A 17,099-nucleotide genomic window follows, 5' to 3' on the forward strand; every position below is an offset into this window, starting at 1 on the left:
AAGTGTAAGCGGGGTGTCACAATCATGAGGTGATAAATATCAACAGTGTTAATGACGCTGCGTCACTCCATTGCAGCAGGCCGGATATTACCTTGCGCCAACGGTTCAGTGCGCATCACGCACCAGCCGCACATAAAGCCCGGTAGATTTCTCACGGGCACTGTTAAAGCCACTGCTGAACTCCATAAGCCATGCACTATCGTCGTAGTCTGCAGGGGAGGAAGACCAAACTGACAACCACAAATCGTCTGACAGCAGCGGAGCTTCGCCAAAAACGGAGAGGTTAATGGCAGGGTCAAAACACGCTTCTTCCACGATGGAAGCCAACTCGTTGATGTTGGGTACACGCCAATCAGTATGCCCAGCAAAACCACCAGCACTATTGAGGGTTTGTGCCTGTTCCAGCGCCTCACGCCAAGTATATGTCTTGTCAGGGCGGTCAGCACAACCCGCGCCACTGAAGCCATTGAAGTCCCACTCAATCCAGGTTTGGCTTTCGTGGCATTTTTTCCACATCAACCCTGTTTCCTTATCTGTCACCGTGCCGTTGGCATGATCGGTGAACCGGTTGGTCGGAGTGGTAGAGGTGATGCTGCCCTGTTGGCAAGTTTGGGCATTGGCTGTCAGTGGTAACAATGCCAGTGCCACTATAAGAATCTTATGGATCAACATAAATCATCTCCTGTTATTGCCCATCACGCACCAAGCGGACATTCCATCTGCGGTCTTTTTTGAACCAAGTCTCCCACCCGCCCTCAAATCTGTTGCCAGCGTTAAACGCCCGTGCATGTTGGGTGCTGGTGGTGTCTGGTCCCAATAACATCATGAGAGCAGACGGGATGGGTGAAGACGACCAGTAAATATGGTCAAATGTATTGCTAGCGTCGGGGAAATAGTGGCGGTCAAGGCTGCCCTCGAAACGCGGTGGGGGTAATTGACCCGGATTCATAACGGCAATGGAACGTAATTCCCTGCTGGTTGGCATCCTCCAACCCTTGGCCCCACACCAGCCGTTGGTGTTGACTGCTTGTACGTAGGCATGGGTATCACACTGGCTGGTACTACCACACTCACCACCATTTTGTTTGCCCGCATACCCGCCGTTTTTGCGGGAATCAGGTTCATACCATGAGTATGTCCAATCCTTATCGTGTAAGCCGCCGTCGTCGGTTTTCACCTCCCAGACTAGGCCGGTAACATTGTCTTTCACACATGACCACTGTTCAGCCGTGCTGGACAATCTCTTGCCATTCTTGTCGATCTTGGTAAAGCTGAAACCGGCATAGCCATCGCTGTCATCACGGTGGGTAACGTCACGCCCAACGTGGCCATCCTGGCCGGTAGGTTTGCCTGTGCCATCAATACGGCTGGCTGGTGGTATCGGATTACCGACGGTATCCGTCAACAGGGAACAATCCAGATCATTGTTGTGGTCACCGCTGCGGCCTGCGATGTAATAATTACCGCAAGTGGTAATGCCCGTATCATTGAGTTTGCCGGTTGGTGACGGTTGCACAGGTGTACCCACCAGCACAATGGTGATGATGTCAGTGAAGGTCAGGTTCCTGTCGGTGACCACCAGCCGGAACACCAGGGTAGTGTCTTCCTCTGCACGGGGAGCATCGAAAGAGGGTTGCAGGGTATCACTTCCCCGCAGCACCACGGTCGGGCCGCTCACCTGCTCCCAACGGTAAGTGGCGTTGCTGCTGGCACCACTGATACTGCCCTGCAAGGTAATGCCCGCACCTGCACTGGCCGTTATGTCATCACCAGCCTGCACCACCAAGTTGGTGGGGGTAGTGTCACTGCTTTCTCCGTGGCGGCTACAGCCTGCCGCCAACAGTAACTGGCAGGCGACGATGCTTGCCAGCACCAGCCTGAACCCTTGCCCCCGGACTGCTGGAGAATGGTTTGTCTGCCTCATGCCCATAAAAATGCCCCCTTTCCCGCCACACGATTAAAAATCGTAAGTCATGCCCAAATAGGCCATGTCCACATCTGTGTCCACGCTCTGCAAATCGGCATAATTCCCGCTGCTATCGGTATGCAGGAATGGCTCGCCCTGCCCCACCTTGAAGTAATGATCCCAGCCGCCACGCACACGCCAATGATTACTGATGGCGTGTTCAGCACCTACCCCCACAACCGGGCTGACGCCGTTGTCCTCCGTCTCGTGCACCTCACTGCCACTGCCTGTGCGGGTGTAATCAATATAGTTGGCATTTTTCCAAGCAAATACCCCTGCCTTGCCAAACAGCTTCGTGGAACCCGCATTCACCGGCGTACTGGCTTTCAGGCTGACACCAACGCCCGTCGTTTCCTGAAAAGCATTATTGAAGCGGGAGCTAGGGAAATAAGCCAGACTGACCACATCCAGATTATCCGTCATCGCAATAGTGCCTGTACTGCCCGTATTGTTAGTGCCACTGACTGCATAGGTTTTGCCAAGATCAGCATATTCACCCTCAATAGCCAGTTTGTCCGTCAGGTTAAGACCCGCATAAACCTTGTAGCCAGTGTCATTGTCCGTTACCTCCAAGGGGTAATCCGCACAAGTTTCACACAGTTGGTTGCCGGAACCATTATTGAAAGTTTTACCGGGAGCCGCGCCCACATAAAAGGAATATCCCCCTGCATTGACCGTGCCACAGCTAAACATGATGACCAATGCTGTATTTAAAGCCCGTAACGTTTTCATTGTTTTGCCTCCTGATTTGATTTAAAAGTCAGCGCTTGTTAGCCCCTGATGGCTTTTAGGATAAGCCAAGATTCCTGTTTGCCATTAGGATTATTTTGCAAAGGGCTGGTAGTTTTTTGCAGGAATGTAGGCTTACGGCTTTGCCTTGCTATTTATACCTTTGGTGGATTGCCGGACTGAAGTCCAACCTACGGAAATCCACTTGCAGGCCGAGCTTTGATCCGACATCCTTGGTATAGTTTTACGTAGAACCCCCCTAATATACTTCCAATCTAATAGAATGGTCATATGTTGATTGCTGTCCCGCTTTAACTATCACATCTGGTTCTCTAGTAAAAATAATCTTTCCGTTTTCGTCGTATCTGATAGCGTCGTCAAAAAACATATGAAATAAACTATTTTCATCACTGCGCCTACCAAAATACTCACATTCAGCAGAAAACTCTTCCTTCACAATATACTCTCCTTCGGGAATCTCCAAATGATAGAACCCATCATTATTTGACCGCACAGTGAATATTTGAGGATTATTTTTTTTATTTATAGCCAGAAAGCATAATCTCATATTCGGATACCTTCCCAGGCCACCTTTTAACCCTGGCTCACTCTTTGACGCTATTGGACTTATTGCCGTCATGCTAATTGTATATCCTGTCACGCTGCCTCGTTCAGTGTACAGGCTGCCCGTTGTACAGCTTGCCATGAGGATAATTAATGACCCTGCCGATAGCAGTATTTTTGACCACCTTACAGTCTGTGATGTTTTCATTGTCTTGTCTCCTGATTAAGTTGAGGGTTGGGAGTCATTGCCAAAAGTCATATACCAGGCAATCTCCTGTTGATTTGCCAGACAAATTAAAAATCAATATTGATGCCCGTAATGACCAGAACAAATGGCTCATCACCACTGGGAACAGGTACGGCATCCAGAATGACATCAACCTTCTTGCTCAAATGATAGCGGGTACTCATTAATGGAATCGGTATGACGCCCAAAGCAGCATCTTCATAATTACTGGTGACTTGAACTTTCCCAGCAAGTGTAAAACGCCCGTTATTATAGAAAGCCTTGGAGTATCCGATAGTAGGACCGGAACGGCCTTTTGAATTCTCCACATAACCAATTAACAGGTTCCGGCGAGAATCCAGTTTCTTCTCAAATAAAAAGCTTTCCGGCCTGAAACCATCATTTTCTGATGGGCTACCAAAATGGTTTACTGTCATAACTTTGGTTACAGACCACCCTTGTTTTGTCAGGAGATTACTCTCGGACAAAGTGGTGCAACCCGTAAAAATAAAACTAACTGAAATGATGATCGCCAACCTGAAAACCATGAGCGCAATGGTGTTACGCTTATATTTTACTGGTGTTTGATGCGTATGCTGCATATTCATGATGCCCTCCGAAAAACAGGCTTTATATAAATAACCTGTATTAACGATAAGTTATGTCATGCAACAACTATTAGAATTATTTTGCATAGCAATAGGATTTTTTTGTTGATACCTGCACGGGCAGCCATGTAGGCATCCTGCCCATCAACGGCTGACGACTTCTACCCGCCTGTTCATGGCTTGGCCATCGGGTGTCTGGTTGCTGGCGACAGGAGCCGCCATCCCCACGCCCTGTGCGCTCAGGCGGGTCGCGTCAATGCCATAATCGCTGACCAGCGCACGTACCACGGCTTCCGCCCGGTGTCGGGAAAGGTTGAGGTTATAGTCAAGTTCGCCCTGGTTATCGGTATGCCCCACCACCAGCACATTCAAAGCGGTATCCGTCTTCAGCAGCTTGGCAATTTCTTCCAGTTGCGGCTTGGAATCCGGTTTGAGGTCGGCCTTGTCGTAATCAAAATGGATGCCGTACAGCGCCACATGCCCTTCCTCCCCAATCCCCTTACCCATGTCGTCAGCGGGGACAATGGTGGCCATGCGCTGTTCCCGCGCCTTGCCTTCCACCGCTGCCAGAACCAGGACGGTGCGACCGTTCAGTGCGTTACAGGAACCGATGTCCGCTTGCATGATGTAACTCAGCAGTGCCAGATGCACCTCGTTGCCTTCCGGCGTAGCCATCTTCATGGCAATGTAGCGCTGGTCGGAATGGGGGTGGCGGATGGCGCAATCCCCGGTGGAAAATTTGGGTTGCACCATGAGTTCGTAGGGGTAGACGAGGTACAACAGGCCGGTTCTGTTGACGAATACATTTGCGCTGTTTGTGGGCGACCCGCCGCATTCCTCGCCTTTACACTCAAACAGCAGGCTGCCACCTTTGCCGCTTACTTCTTCCTGATAATTGCGGATCACCTCCAGTGGAGAACGCCCCTCTGGGACGAGGTAGACCGAGCGCGTTACCTTGCCTTCCACATCCAGTTTCCGGGTTGGCAAGAACAGGTCGTTGTCCCCCTTCTTGCCCGCCTCTTCCAGCCTGGAAATGGGCAGGCTGAACTCATCGAAGGATTTTTGCACCTGGTCGATGATGACCGCCCCCTCGTAACGCTTGAGGTAAGGCAAATCGGCTGAGCCTTGCCTGTCGTTGGCTGGCAGGCTTGCATCCGCTACCGCCAAGACGGGCAGCAGCAGGAAAATGGCTGGAAGGATACGCATAAAATCACCCCTTTGTTCAATGGTTCTACCTACGAATAATAGACAGCCCTAAAAGCAGATCAGTCACTGCACGCTAACGGTGACAGTTGCTGTACTCTGGTTGCCACTCGGATCGGCGATCGCATAAATAAAGCTATCCGTCCCGGTGAAGCCTGCAATGGGCGTGTAAACCAGATTCTTACCCACCTGAGTAATCGAGCCATTATTTCCCTGGATAAAACTGATGATCTTCAGCGCATCGCCGTTCGGGTCAGTGTCATTGACCAGCACATTAATACTGACCGGTGTGCCGGGTGTGGTGGCAGCACTGTCGTCCTTTGCCACTGGCTTCTCAGGATCAACAGCATCCAGTTGGGCTGTGCGCACAAGACGCACCTCTCCCCTAGCTGATTTCTCAATGGGAAGGGCATCGCCGCTGTTAAAAAAAATCCACCACGCCCGATTTGCACTCTCAACGTAGGGACTGGAACTCCATGTGGTTCCCCCAGTGCCTGCCTGAGGGAAGATATCGCGATTGATCGCGGGCTCATACCTACAGTCTTCCATAATGCTGGCTAACTCCTTGATGTTGGGTAAGCGCCAGTCGGTATACCCGGAAAAACTGGTATCCGTCTGGGTGAGTGCTGCCTGCCAGTCAAACTCCCCTGCTGCACCTTCACAACGGTCATCCTGATAACTGGGGTTCCCTGATTGGATAATGTCTGACCTTCAAGGCAACGCTTCCACATCAGCCCTGTGGTGTTGTGGGTGACAGTCCCGTCAGTATTGACGGTAAAGTTTTTGTCTGGCGTACTTTGCTGTGTTGCTGGTCTGCTGCAATTTTGAGCTTCCACTCCCACCGACACCATCAATCCGCCCAACAATATACCTAACCAGTACTGCATATTCATGGTATTCCTCACTTTGCAAATGCCTTAGCCCCGCTGTTGGCAGCATGACAAACAACAAAATCACTGACCGGAACGAACTAACCGCACAAAATGGGGATAGCTACGGTCGCCCCAAAAGTCGCCACCGTTATAGAAGAAGATAGTCTGGGCACGGGACTCAAAATCAGGTATCCCAGTCCAGTAAGCATCTGAGCCAGCATCAGGGAAATAGGCTGTATCCATCGTCGGACGAAAATGCCCCTCATCAACGATGGATCGCAACTCCTGCCTGCTTGGCATCCGCCAGTCATGGACACCGCACCACCCTGATGTATTGACGCGCTTTACATAAGCTTCGGTGTTGCACCAGGTGCTACTGTCACCCTTGAGGTAGCCGAAACAAACGATCCTATCTATATCGCTGACACCTTCTTCGCCGCCATTGGTGGCAGGATTGGTGTTGTACCATGTGTATCTATCATCAGGATCATGCAGACCATTGTCGCCATAAATGGCATTCCCTGCCCCCTGCTTGATCTCCCAGATCAGGCCAGTGACGTTATCCTTGACGCAAGACCATTGCGTGCCTTCGACCTCCGAACCCGTATCAATCCACGTTTGGTTCTGGATCGCCAGCGCCTTGCCATCTGTGCCGATCTTGGTAAAGCTGAATCCGGCATGGCCGTCACTGTCATCGTTATGGGTGACATCACGCCCGACATGCCCATCCTGCCCTGTCGGGTTGCCCGCGCCATCAAGCCGGGAGGCAGGTGGTATTGGGTCGCCGTCAGCATCGGTCAACAGCGAACACACCATATCGTTATTGTGTTTCCCGCTATGACCATAAGCATAATCCCCGCAAAAGGTGATGCCAGTATCATTGAGCTTGCCAGTCGCTTTTGCCTGCACGATACCGCCCCCGCCACCTCCAGTTGGTGTGCCGCCAGCCCCGCTATCGGTGGTATTGGCATCGCCCTAGCAGCCGCAACAGTAACAGGTGACCGATGGGTCACAGCCCGCCAACAACCAGGCTGAGCACAACAACAGGATAAGCAGCCGCGCCAGCGACCTGACACCGCCACCCCAACTGGCTGCCTGATGAGTGGGTTTCTGTGTTGAAGCCATAAACATGACAACTCCTTTTTCCCTGCGTTGCGGTAACACGCCAGCCCTCTCAGCCTACGTGCCTTAACTTCAGAATATGCTGCCAACACCATCTTGCATTAGGATTTTTTTGCAAAGCATTGGACGTTTTTTGCATTGATAATCGCTCACCTGAAAACATAACGGGACTTTTTCTTGTCCGTATTCTCCCGGAGCGTGCCAAAATAGAGGTGATCCAGTACCAACTGCCCCTTCTCGTTGAAGGTGTAAGAAGCGTTGCCGATATTGGCATCCGTTGGCACATGGTTGCCGCCGGTGATTTTCATCTGCAAGCGGCGGGTTTCCGGGTTGACCGTGTAAGTTCCCCAATAGTCCTTGTAAGATTCAAACAGGCGGCTGGTCACTGAAAATTTGGCATTGGCCGAGAATACCAATTCCAGGATGTTGCCTCCCTCGTCAGCCCACGAGCCAATCAAGGGGTTGGCATTTTTGGAATAAACTAGCAGGTTGCCGGTGACGGGTTTTTCCCGGCCTTTGACCTTGGCCGTCACTACAAAGCTTGTGTTGTGTTTTGCGTCCTTCCACACCTGAAACTCGCCGGTTTTGGCATCGACACTGAGTCCTGCCCCTTCAGGACTGATTGACCATTCGGTTGCTGCCACCACTTTATCTTCGACTGGGAGGCCGGGAATACGCTTGCCCTCCGGCGGCCAGGTTGTCAGCATGAAAGTGGAATCCTTGCCTATCTCTGCATCTTCAGGTCTGATCCGCAGGGGTTCAGCCTTGTTGATGTCAATGGGGTAACGCTGACCCTGCATATCCACCGCAAAGGCAGACGCCAAGTTAGCCGCTGTGCTGCCAGAGTCAGGCGGCAAGGGTTCATTGGTGCACGCGCCCAATAACACCGCAACCACCAATACGGAACTGGAAACAAGTGTTCTTTTCATGTCATTCACCTTTAGCTTTCGTGTCTGTCATCTGGAACCATTGCCTTAAGGGGCAGTGGAACGCACCAGACGGACTCCAATGCGTTTAGCACTAAACATCGGGGAGTTTTTACCGTTATCGAAATCAGCCACCCAACTCATTCCCTCGCTTGTTTGAAGCCTAATGTCGGGGCTGGAACTCCATACCTGCTGCTGGGAAAGTCCAGGAAATATGCTGGTATTGATCGCCGGTTTTTCCCGGCAGAACTCCACGATGCTGCTGAGTTCCTTGATATTGGGCAACCGCCAGTCAGCGTATCCGGCAAAATTGCTGCCGCTATTGGCAAGTGCCGTCGACCAGTTGAATGCCCCTACGGTTCCTGTGCAGGAATCGTCCTGATAGTCAAACGTGCCGTTATCAGAAAAGGGCTGGCCTTCCAGGCAACGCTTCCACATCAGGCCAGTAGGTTTATGGGTGACAGTCCCGTCATCGTGGACAGTAAAGTCGCTGTCCGGGATACATTGCGGTGCTGCAACCTGATGGCCGGAACGGACTAAGCGCACGTAAGCGCTACCAGAACGCTCATCCGTCATACGGACACCAAAGGAGGCGTAAAGCTTCCATGCCTTGGTTGCGCCACTGGGCGTCGCAGACCAGTGAGGTGAGCTAGAACTAACTGCCGTACTCGGGAAAGCCGTATTCGGGAAATAGGCCATATCCAGCGACGGGTAGCTACGCCCCAGGTCAGTAATGGATTCCAACTCATTTATGGTCGGTAGCCGCCAATCATTAGCCCCACACCAACCCTTGGTATTTACCTGCTTAACATAGGCACCGGCGTTGTTCCAAGTGTAGGTATCATCAGGATCATGTAACGGATAGGGATGAGCATCTACAGCATCACGCCCGTCAGGTGTCGATTGTTTGACCTCCCAGATCAGGCCGGTGACGTTATCCTTGACGCAAGACCATTTCAGCCCCATCGACTCAGATCCCCAATCGCTCCATAACTGGTCCTGGATTGCCAATGTCCGGCCATTTGTGCCGATCTTGGTGAAGCTGAAACCGGCATGACCATCACTGTTGTCAGGATGCGTGACATCACGCCCCACATGCCCATCCTGTCCGGTGGGTTTGCCCGCTCCATCAATCCGGTTGGCGGGCGGCACAGGGTCGCCGTCAGCATCGGACAACAACGAACACGCCACATCGCGATTATAATTATCGCTATGATCAATGGCATAATCACTGCAAAAGGTGATACCGGTATCATTAAGCTTGCCGCTGGGGGATGGAGGCACTACCCCGCTATCGGCTATTTCCCCTCCTGACTGCATACCGCCCTCTCCCGCTGACGTTTCAGCAGGCGTTGCGCCCCCGCCGCCACTGTCGCAACCAGCCAACAACAAGACAGATAACAGTGTCAGCACCGACAGCAAGGGAGGGCAGTTACCTTTACGCGCCAGCCCTGCTACCCGCCCGACGGATTCTTGTGGTGAAGCCATAAACATCCCCCCTTGCCTGTACTGCGTTAAATCCCGCTGCTTTGTCCATCGCGGAACCTTGGCTTCAGGATATGCCACCAGCGCCCTGTGACATTAGAATTTTTTTGCACGTTATTGGAATTTTTTTGCAGGAATTCCAACTAACCAGGGTTACATGCCAGCCCGGATGTGGAGAGCGATAATCCTGCCTACTAACGTCACCTGAAAGCCAACCTTGTAAAGGCAGGCATCGGTATCCCGGACGGCGACATGCACTTCCAGCCCCTCGAACACATTCCTGATGGGCGTTGTTTCACCCCACTGATAGCGTTCAACCAGCAGCGGGCTACAGGCATCCACCGCATACCCCAGGGCAATCGCTTGAAAGTTTGGTTGCAAAACATGCATAAATAAGGTTTTTCCCGAAAGGACAAAACCGATGCCGAACTTGCCGTCCAGCGCTATCAGCCGCCTACTGGAACAGTTGTCATTTTTGGAAGACCCCCGCCAGCAAGCCAAAGTTCTCTACCCCCTACCTGAAATCCTATTGCTGGGTTTGGCAGGCAGCTTAGCAGGGGCAGACGATGTGGTGGAAATGGTGCGCTGGGCAAAGCTAAACGCGGATTTCCTGCGCCGCTATTATCCCTATGCACGGGGCTTTCCCAGCCATGACACGGTGAGTGACGTGTTCAACGCGCTGAATGCTAAGCTGTTTTCGGAACTGTTTATCCGTTGGACAAACAGCCTGTCCGCAGGGGAGGCTGACCTATTGAACATTGACGGCAAAACCTCACGGCGCAGTGGTGGCAACGGGCAGAACCCTCTGCACCTGGTGTCAGCGTGGGCAAACCAGCAAAATCTAGTGCTGGGGCAGGAAGCCACCGACCAGAAATCCAATGAAATCACTGCCATCCCCGCCTTGCTACGCAAGCTCGACATTGAAGGCTGCTTGATCACCATTGATGCGATGGGGACACAAAAGGCCATCGCCAAGCAAATCGTGGAAGCAGGCGGTGATTACCTACTGGCAGTCAAAGACAATCAGAAAACGTTAGCAGAAGACATCGCCCTGTTTTTCGAAAAGCCGCCTGCCGGTTATGTGCTGGATGAAGACACCCAGGTGGAAAAAGACCACGGGCGGCTCGAAACCCGCCGTTGCCGCATTTGCACCGATGTTGCTTGGTTGGAACAACGGCAGGAATGGGCAGGACTTGCCAGCATCATCTGTATCGAGTCCTGGGTCGAAAAAGCAGGAAAATCCACCTATTCCATCCGCCACTACATTTGTTCACTGGCGATGATCGCCAAGGCCGCACAATATGCCGTCCGCTCCCACTGGGCAATCGAAAACAAGTTGCATTGGGTGCTGGATGTCCTGATGCGGGAAGATTTGGCGAGAAACCGTAGCAACCATGGCGCACATAATCTCGCCATCCTGCGCCACATGGGTACTAACCTGCTGCGCAATGACAAAACCAACAAACATAGCCTCAAAGTCCGCCGTAAACAGGCAGGGTGGTCAACTGACTATCTGGCACAACTGCTGGAGCAAGTCATGTAAGTAAGGCGATTATTCAAGCGATTGCCCTGACCAGGCGCGGAAAATGGCTGGCAATGTGCGGATCGTGGCTCACAAACACAATGGTGCTGCCTTGCACCGCAGCTTCCTTGAACAGCAAATGAAGGAAACCGTCACGGGTATCGGTATCCAGCGCCGACGTGGGTTCATCCGCAATGATCAGTTCGGGGCTGCCGATCAGGGCGCGGGCGACGGCGACGCGCTGTTGTTGCCCCACGCTCAGGTCAGTGACGGGGCGTTCCCACAAGTTGCGATCTAAGCCCAGATGTTCCAGCAAGCGGTTGGTGGTGGCTTGCATATCCCCTGCCTGTTGTTTGCGCCGTTTGGAAAAATGGCAGGGCAACTGCACATTTTCCCGCACCGACAGATACGGCAACAGGTTGAACTGCTGGAAGATCACACCCATGTGATCCGCACGGAAACGGTCGCGGGCGGCATTATCCATGCTGTGCAAGGCTTGCCCCAGAATGGTCAAGCTGCCACTGGCAGGGCGCAAAATGCCTGCCAGCAGGTTGAGAAACGTGGTTTTGCCGCTGCCGCTTGCGCCGCGAATAAACAGGTGTTCACCTTGGGCAACGTGCAACTTGGCAATTGCCAGCGTGTCACGGCTTTGACCTTGCCAGCGGTAGTGCAGGTTTTGCAGTTCGATCACGTTCATCTGGATGCACTAACGGTTTGGGTAAACGAGGTCAGCAAGTTGCTGACGAAAGCTTCGTCGAGGTCGGCGGTGATGAACACAAAGCGGCTGCGCTGTTCAGCGTCAGGCGATGCGGGGAGTTCCACCGAGGGGTAAAACAGGTGTTGCACGGCGTGTAGCACGATGGGGCGACCGGGGTATTCTTGCACGTTGACGATGGCTTTCATGCGTAACAGGCGGGCGCTGCAAAATTCCACCAGCGTGTCGAGTGCTTCGGAAACCCCTGCCCAGGGCAAGGGTTGGTCGAATTGCAGGGAAAAGCTGCGGATGCGTCCGTCCGTGCCGCCGTGCGTGGGGGCACTGGGGTTGAGGGCGGTGAGTCGGTGGAAGTGTTTCACGAAAGTTCTGTTCCGGTCAGTAAGCGCAACAGGTTATGCGGGGGGGGATTCCAGCGAAACGAGGGGTTTAAGCATTTTGCTGCCAATCCACCAGCCGTAAATTGGCAATACGCTCAAACTCAGCGGTATTGTTCGTTACCAATACCGCATCATGTACCCGTGCTATTGCCGCAATCAGCATATCATTGGGGCCAATCAACTTCCCCTGACGGCTCAGATCTGCGCGGATTTGCCCATATTCTTCTGCACAACGGTCATCAAATGGCAAACTCGTAAACGGGGCAACAAAGCGTTTCAGCCGTTGCAGATTACTTTCCACCCGTTGGCTATGTCGCGCCCCAAACAACAATTCCGCTTTGACCACACTGCATAGCGCAATCTCGGCGGGTGAATGCTGTTGGAAATGCTGTTTGACCGCTGCGGAAGTGCCATTCATGAACTGAATGCAGGTGTTGGTATCCAGTAACTCAACAGTCGTGACATTCCCCCAAAACCAAGCATGATGTTAGGCAGCAGCCTTACTGAACTGCTGTTTTAACACCTTGATTATGGGTATTTTCCCGCTGTTAGCGGTTCATGTTTGCCTATCATCGTCCTCATCGCCGTTGACGGCCGCGTTAATTCGCCACCAGAAGGCTTTGGGGGGAGAGCGCAGTAATTGCCGTGCCAGTAGTGGTGCTAAAATCTGTCGCACGGTGTTCTCGGAAGGCAATTCACGGGAACGGGTGCGCAAATACAAGACCTGCTGCTTCCACAGCCCCTCATGGTACTTGAGGGAAAACAGTTGTAGCAAACCGGTGGCGATGCAGGCACACAACACAAAGGTTTCCATTGCCTGCCAGCAGGCCACCACCGTGGGGAGGTGCTGTGCTTGGGGGGCTTTGAGATGCCGATTGGCGGTAGGTCGCCGGGAATGGCGCGGCAGGTAACGGCTCCAGAAGTGGAAGCGGAACGCACCCATGGTATTCTTCAGGGCATCAAACAAGGTTTCAATCCGGGTGCGTCGGCAGTACAGGGTGAGGATAGTTTCCGCGTCCAGCACCAAATCCGAACACATCAGCAGGATAGGGCCACGGGAAGTGACTGCCCAGACAAATTGCAGCGGCTGCCCTAACGGTTTCCACCACAGGGTATGGGACATCAGGCGTACCGACTCCTCCTTGCCATAAATGCACAGGGTCACTTCACGGAAAAAATCAGCATGGTCAAAGGCTTCCCACAACACCAGCTTCATCCCGTACTGGCGTTGCCGCCCACGCCTTCCCGGCGGTTTGGGTGGCGCAGGGAAGTAGGCCACATAGTTCTTTTTAGCGCGGGTGATGACCTGCACCAGTGGTTGTTGTAACGCCACCGACCAAACCGAGCGTGCCAGCCGGAACACCGAAGCCGTGGCAAAGAACGCATCCAGCACCAGCCACACCGGGCGGTCATTCACCTGCGCAAACGACAACGCCATCTGCACCACCCGTGTCCCCAGTTTGAGTGTCGGGTCGTTAGCATCCTCTTCCCCCAAATACCGAAACCCCTGATGGATTTGCAAACTCAGCGGCAGGCAGAAACAGGCGGACAGGCTCCCCACCAACAACCCCACGGCTCCCCAACACTGCCCCCGGAAATAGTCCGGTTTGCTTTGGGTTTCCGAGGTTTCCCGCAAGGAAACGACCCCCGGCATCCGCCCACCATCCTTAACCACATGGGTATGGTCGCCCAGCACCACCAAACGCCCCGCCACCTCAACCAGCGGCGCATGGGACAACACCCACCGCTGCCAGCTCGCCCGTAACCGCTCAGGATGGTAAGACCCGGCACGAAAAAAATGGAGCAACCGATGGTAGCCCCGTTCATCCGATAACCAGTAACGGCACATCGACGTGACCCCGCTCATCTCGGTCGCCGCTAAAAAGCTCAGGATGATGGCGCAAAACAATAGCCATGCTCGCTGGCGCGAAAATTCACTTTTAAAGTGGTGAAGGCTCTGGTATAGATCAACTAGCATGATGTCCCTTGGATAATAGGTCGCTGGTAACGCCTACTCTAAGGGATTTCGTGCTGCTTGGGGGGATGGGGAGAACTTATGACTGTTGAGTGGTTGCCACTTTTACTTTCTTGATTGTCCGGTCGCTGCGTCGCTCAAAGCAGGCAGAGCCTTCCAATAACCGTAGCAACCATGAAGCCTTCGTCAATGCCGACGAATTTGACGCAATGGTGCTGGAAACTTCCCACAAAACGCCGGTCATGGTCGATTTCTATGCCGAATGGTGTGGCCCTTGCCGGAGTCTGATGCCGCTATTGGCTAGATTTGCCGATGATTACCAAGGCGCGTTTCTGCTGGCGAAAGTGGATGTGGACAAGAATGCGCAACTGACGCAACGTTTCGGCATCCGTGGGGTGTGAACAAAAGTGCGGTAAACCTCATGCCGCCTCAGCGGTGTTTCGCCAATAATGCTTCCATTGCTGGTTTCCCCGCATGACCCTCAACGCCAACATATCCGCCGCATTATCACTTTTCCACCATGCCCCCGATTTTTTTAAGCGTTGCTGGATGATGTAACGGTGTGCACTTTCTATTTCGCCCGACCCCACGGGCAATCCGAGGGATTTTGCTGTCGGGTAATCCAGTTGCTCAATGCGGTTGCTCAGGTAACGGTGACAAGCTCGTACTGGGGCGTTACTGTCTTCTACCGTTTCTGCTTCGAGGAAAGGTTTCAGTGTGTCGATGACCGCTTGAGCTTGACCATCCTGTAGGGCTTTTTTCTGTTTGGCAAACCATTTATCCTTGTCCTTGAGGCATGAACAGCTTGCGGATGCTGCTGATAGGTATTCACAAACATGATAAAAATCAATCAGGTAATGTCCTTGTGTGCCAAATTGTTCATCCACTTGACGGTTGATCCAGCTTGCCCCATCACCCACCGCATGGAGGAACGTGCTTTTTCCAAATCCAGCACGGCAGGCGGTGTCGAATAAGATTTTTCCAGCATCTTCTACCGTGCCACCGAATATTGCGCCAAACGTTGGCGTAGCACTGCCTTTGGCGTGGGCAAGACACAGGCGGGCTTCTTTCCAGCTTTCCTTTTTGCCTTTGCGCTTGTCGGGGGCTGTTTCGTCAATCTCGACGATGGGGATCATGCTGCCGTCCATTTCGGCAATGACATAGGCTTTTCCCAACGTGCTTGGATAGTCTTTTATCAACACTTGGGATTCATGGATGCGTTTGGCGTGACCTTCGGTGATGTGTCGGATGCTGCTGGATGCCAGCCGTATCCCGTAATGTTCTTCTAATTTATCAGGCACTTGAGCAAATGAACAGTCCGCCCCAAAGTCCGTCACCGCCCGTTGCAGCGGGAGCGAACAGCCTCGGCAAACAACCTCGGCACTCTGGCTAAAGGGGCGGACACGCTTGCCGGGAATCCGGTAGACCGGTTCGCTTATGTGGATTTTTCCGTAGGTCGTGTGCCAATGACAGTTTTTTTTCCACTCTTTACATACTTCCCAATGCCTTCTTCACAGGCTGGGGCTGTGCATTTTTCTACACGTTTGTTTGCCCATGCAGTGATCGCATCATTTCCCATTTGGCGCAGTTCTTCTATCACCCGCTGTTCGGCGTCTGCTGCTTTGATAATGTCATCACCGGCATTTTCAACCACCTCGATTAGCCCTTCCATCCGAGCTTTTAATGCGGGGTTGCGGTTCAAGGCTTCTAAAAGTTTTTGGTCGCGGGAGCTAACTGTCAACATGGGAAAGTCCTTTTTCTCTGGTTTTAGGGGATGCCATCTTAGTCTACAGGACACCGCACTTTTGTTCACACCCTGTCCTGTTAGGGAAATCCACGTAGAAAATTTCGTCGAAACGCCCTTTGCGCAACAATTCCGGCGGTAGGGCGGAAATGTCATTGGCGGTGGCGATCACGAAGACTTGGCTGGTTTTTTCCTGCATCCAAGTGAGGAAGTAACCGAATAGACGAGTGGCGACTTCCGAACCCGCCCCGCCGCTGCCAATGCCGACAAAGGCTTTTTCGACTTCATCGACCCATAATACGCATGGGCTGACGGCTTCGGCTACCTTGATAGCGCGGCGCATATTGCCTTCGCTTTCGCCGACGTATTTGCCCATCAAAGACCCCATGTCGAGTTTGAGCAGGGGCAAATTGAACAGGGCTGCGGTGGCTTTGGCGGTGAGGGATTTGCCGCAACCGGGCATCCCGACAATCATCACGCCTTTGGGCATGGCTACCCCGAATTGGCGGGCATTCGACCAGTCGTTCATGACTTTGGCTTTTTGTTGCAGCCACGGTTTGAGGTTGAGCAAGCCGCCGATGTCTTCGAGCTTTTCGCGCACTGTCAGCATTTCCATGATGCCGCTTTTTTTGATAATTTGCGCTTTTTCGGAATGCACAAGATCGAGGTCTTCAACACCAATACTGCCGCTACGCTGATAGCCACGATTGAGCAACTGCCCGATTTCGTAACGAGTCAAGCCTTGGAATGCCAGTGCTAGGGTGGTTACATCGTCGTCGCTGATGGCCTGCTCATAGGCTTCGGCATAGCTGTGGATAACCTCTCGAATATCTTGTTCATCGGGGAGTGGCAGGTCAAACACGGTGATGAATTTTTCCAATTCACGCGGAATATAAGATTCAGATGACACCAAAAATACCGTTACTATTGCATCAGAGTTCGTCAGAATTTTGCTGATTAACGCTTTTAAACGGGCAATTGTAATGGGTTGATCTTTTAGCCCTAAATGGGCATCGCGAATAACCAACGAGCCACTTGCAAAATTACATTTTCAGCGTGAACCTT

Annotated in this window: 19 protein-coding genes and 1 pseudogene; 3 read left to right on the top strand and 17 right to left on the bottom strand. The window is 52.6% G+C overall.

What is annotated here, in order from left to right; genetic code table 11:
• Nucleotides 1-105: 105 nt before the first annotated feature.
• The 8 genes from QJT81_00080 to QJT81_00115 form a co-directional block, all read right to left on the bottom strand.
• Nucleotides 106-672, bottom strand: coding sequence for a DUF1566 domain-containing protein (locus QJT81_00080; GenBank protein ID WGZ94422.1), 567 nt, complete (start codon nt 670-672; stop codon nt 106-108).
• Nucleotides 673-685: 13 nt separating this feature from the next.
• Nucleotides 686-1,924 (bottom strand): DUF1566 domain-containing protein, encoded by a 1,239-nt coding sequence (locus tag QJT81_00085; GenBank protein WGZ94423.1) that lies wholly within the window; start codon nt 1,922-1,924, stop codon nt 686-688.
• 33 nt (nt 1,925-1,957) lie between these two features.
• Entirely contained in the window at nt 1,958-2,698 is a 741-nt protein-coding gene (locus QJT81_00090) for an outer membrane beta-barrel protein (GenBank protein ID WGZ94424.1), read from the bottom strand.
• A 256-nt stretch (nt 2,699-2,954) separates the two neighbouring features.
• Nucleotides 2,955-3,467 carry a hypothetical protein gene (locus tag QJT81_00095; GenBank protein WGZ94425.1) on the bottom strand — a complete coding sequence of 171 codons (513 nt, stop codon included), beginning with the start codon at nt 3,465-3,467 and terminating at the stop codon, nt 2,955-2,957.
• A gap of 86 nt (nt 3,468-3,553) precedes the next feature.
• Complete coding sequence (locus QJT81_00100) at nt 3,554-4,093, bottom strand: hypothetical protein (GenBank protein WGZ94426.1); 540 nt, start codon at nt 4,091-4,093, stop codon at nt 3,554-3,556.
• 144 nt (nt 4,094-4,237) lie between these two features.
• The gene (locus tag QJT81_00105; GenBank protein WGZ94427.1) at nt 4,238-5,299 is read right to left on the bottom strand and encodes a DUF4892 domain-containing protein; all 1,062 of its coding nucleotides are present in this window, start codon (nt 5,297-5,299) and stop codon (nt 4,238-4,240) included.
• A gap of 63 nt (nt 5,300-5,362) precedes the next feature.
• On the bottom strand, nt 5,363-5,665 hold the full coding sequence (locus tag QJT81_00110; GenBank protein WGZ94428.1) for an Ig-like domain-containing protein: 303 nt from the start codon (nt 5,663-5,665) through the stop codon (nt 5,363-5,365).
• Between the two features lie 584 nt (nt 5,666-6,249).
• Nucleotides 6,250-6,984, bottom strand: coding sequence for a DUF1566 domain-containing protein (locus tag QJT81_00115; GenBank protein ID WGZ94429.1), 735 nt, complete (start codon nt 6,982-6,984; stop codon nt 6,250-6,252).
• 21 nt (nt 6,985-7,005) lie between these two features.
• Here QJT81_00115 and QJT81_00120 point away from each other — a divergent pair, with 21 nt between their 5' ends.
• The gene (locus tag QJT81_00120) at nt 7,006-7,203 is read left to right on the top strand and encodes a hypothetical protein (GenBank protein ID WGZ94430.1); all 198 of its coding nucleotides are present in this window, start codon (nt 7,006-7,008) and stop codon (nt 7,201-7,203) included.
• Between the two features lie 236 nt (nt 7,204-7,439).
• Here QJT81_00120 and QJT81_00125 read toward each other — a convergent pair whose 3' ends face one another.
• The 3 genes from QJT81_00125 to QJT81_00135 all read right to left on the bottom strand — a co-directional run bounded on the left by QJT81_00125 (nt 7,440) and on the right by QJT81_00135 (nt 10,091).
• Nucleotides 7,440-8,219 carry a hypothetical protein gene (locus tag QJT81_00125; protein WGZ94431.1) on the bottom strand — a complete coding sequence of 260 codons (780 nt, stop codon included), beginning with the start codon at nt 8,217-8,219 and terminating at the stop codon, nt 7,440-7,442.
• Nucleotides 8,220-8,264: 45 nt separating this feature from the next.
• Nucleotides 8,265-9,704: a DUF1566 domain-containing protein gene (locus tag QJT81_00130; protein WGZ94432.1), complete on the bottom strand. Its 1,440-nt coding sequence runs from the start codon at nt 9,702-9,704 to the stop codon at nt 8,265-8,267.
• A gap of 150 nt (nt 9,705-9,854) precedes the next feature.
• Entirely contained in the window at nt 9,855-10,091 is a 237-nt protein-coding gene (locus tag QJT81_00135) for a hypothetical protein (GenBank protein ID WGZ94433.1), read from the bottom strand.
• A gap of 31 nt (nt 10,092-10,122) precedes the next feature.
• Between QJT81_00135 and QJT81_00140 the strand changes: the two genes are divergently transcribed.
• A complete protein-coding gene (locus QJT81_00140; GenBank protein ID WGZ94434.1) occupies nt 10,123-11,244 on the top strand; it encodes an ISAs1 family transposase in 1,122 nt (373 codons plus the stop codon).
• 13 nt (nt 11,245-11,257) lie between these two features.
• Here QJT81_00140 and QJT81_00145 read toward each other — a convergent pair whose 3' ends face one another.
• From QJT81_00145 to QJT81_00160, 4 genes are all read right to left on the bottom strand, one after another.
• The gene (locus tag QJT81_00145; protein ID WGZ94435.1) at nt 11,258-11,920 is read right to left on the bottom strand and encodes an ABC transporter ATP-binding protein; all 663 of its coding nucleotides are present in this window, start codon (nt 11,918-11,920) and stop codon (nt 11,258-11,260) included.
• Nucleotides 11,917-12,297, bottom strand: coding sequence for a GTP-binding protein (locus QJT81_00150; GenBank protein ID WGZ94436.1), 381 nt, complete (start codon nt 12,295-12,297; stop codon nt 11,917-11,919). Before QJT81_00150 ends, QJT81_00145 begins: the two co-directional genes overlap by 4 nt.
• A 67-nt stretch (nt 12,298-12,364) precedes the next feature.
• Nucleotides 12,365-12,733 carry a type II toxin-antitoxin system VapC family toxin gene (locus QJT81_00155; protein WGZ94437.1) on the bottom strand — a complete coding sequence of 123 codons (369 nt, stop codon included), beginning with the start codon at nt 12,731-12,733 and terminating at the stop codon, nt 12,365-12,367.
• A 138-nt stretch (nt 12,734-12,871) separates the two neighbouring features.
• A complete protein-coding gene (locus QJT81_00160) occupies nt 12,872-14,293 on the bottom strand; it encodes a transposase (protein WGZ94438.1) in 1,422 nt (473 codons plus the stop codon).
• Nucleotides 14,294-14,382: 89 nt separating this feature from the next.
• Between QJT81_00160 and QJT81_00165 the strand changes: the two genes are divergently transcribed.
• Nucleotides 14,383-14,691 carry a thioredoxin domain-containing protein gene (locus QJT81_00165; protein ID WGZ94439.1) on the top strand — a complete coding sequence of 103 codons (309 nt, stop codon included), beginning with the start codon at nt 14,383-14,385 and terminating at the stop codon, nt 14,689-14,691.
• Nucleotides 14,692-14,709: 18 nt separating this feature from the next.
• On the opposite strand, the pseudogene QJT81_00170 reads toward QJT81_00165, so the two are convergent.
• Nucleotides 14,710-16,034: pseudogene (locus QJT81_00170) on the bottom strand (UPF0236 family protein).
• Nucleotides 16,035-16,077: 43 nt separating this feature from the next.
• Nucleotides 16,078-16,944, bottom strand: a complete 867-nt coding sequence (locus tag QJT81_00175; protein WGZ94440.1) for an AAA family ATPase — start codon at nt 16,942-16,944, stop codon at nt 16,078-16,080.
• Nucleotides 16,945-17,099: the final 155 nt, after the last annotated feature.

The organism is Candidatus Thiothrix putei (assembly GCA_029972225.1).
In the GTDB taxonomy this organism is placed as follows: Bacteria; Pseudomonadota; Gammaproteobacteria; order Thiotrichales; family Thiotrichaceae; genus Thiothrix; species Thiothrix putei.

Excerpts from the sequence above, each read along its gene's own strand:
- QJT81_00120 (WGZ94430.1), top strand. The coding sequence starts at position 7,006 with ATGACCATAAGCATAATCCCCGCAAAAGGTGATGCCAGTATCATTGAG.
- QJT81_00105 (WGZ94427.1), bottom strand. The coding sequence starts at position 5,299 with ATGCGTATCCTTCCAGCCATTTTCCTGCTGCTGCCCGTCTTGGCGGTA.
- QJT81_00115 (WGZ94429.1), bottom strand. The coding sequence starts at position 6,984 with ATGGTGTGTTCGCTGTTGACCGATGCTGACGGCGACCCAATACCACCT.
- QJT81_00155 (WGZ94437.1), bottom strand. The coding sequence starts at position 12,733 with ATGAATGGCACTTCCGCAGCGGTCAAACAGCATTTCCAACAGCATTCA.
- QJT81_00140 (WGZ94434.1), top strand. The coding sequence starts at position 10,123 with ATGCCGAACTTGCCGTCCAGCGCTATCAGCCGCCTACTGGAACAGTTG.
- QJT81_00080 (WGZ94422.1), bottom strand. The coding sequence starts at position 672 with ATGTTGATCCATAAGATTCTTATAGTGGCACTGGCATTGTTACCACTG.
- QJT81_00090 (WGZ94424.1), bottom strand. The coding sequence starts at position 2,698 with ATGAAAACGTTACGGGCTTTAAATACAGCATTGGTCATCATGTTTAGC.
- QJT81_00135 (WGZ94433.1), bottom strand. The coding sequence starts at position 10,091 with ATGCATGTTTTGCAACCAAACTTTCAAGCGATTGCCCTGGGGTATGCG.
- QJT81_00095 (WGZ94425.1), bottom strand. The coding sequence starts at position 3,467 with ATGAAAACATCACAGACTGTAAGGTGGTCAAAAATACTGCTATCGGCA.
- QJT81_00125 (WGZ94431.1), bottom strand. The coding sequence starts at position 8,219 with ATGAAAAGAACACTTGTTTCCAGTTCCGTATTGGTGGTTGCGGTGTTA.
- QJT81_00160 (WGZ94438.1), bottom strand. The coding sequence starts at position 14,293 with ATGCTAGTTGATCTATACCAGAGCCTTCACCACTTTAAAAGTGAATTT.
- QJT81_00130 (WGZ94432.1), bottom strand. The coding sequence starts at position 9,704 with ATGGCTTCACCACAAGAATCCGTCGGGCGGGTAGCAGGGCTGGCGCGT.
- QJT81_00100 (WGZ94426.1), bottom strand. The coding sequence starts at position 4,093 with ATGAATATGCAGCATACGCATCAAACACCAGTAAAATATAAGCGTAAC.
- QJT81_00145 (WGZ94435.1), bottom strand. The coding sequence starts at position 11,920 with ATGAACGTGATCGAACTGCAAAACCTGCACTACCGCTGGCAAGGTCAA.
- QJT81_00085 (WGZ94423.1), bottom strand. The coding sequence starts at position 1,924 with ATGAGGCAGACAAACCATTCTCCAGCAGTCCGGGGGCAAGGGTTCAGG.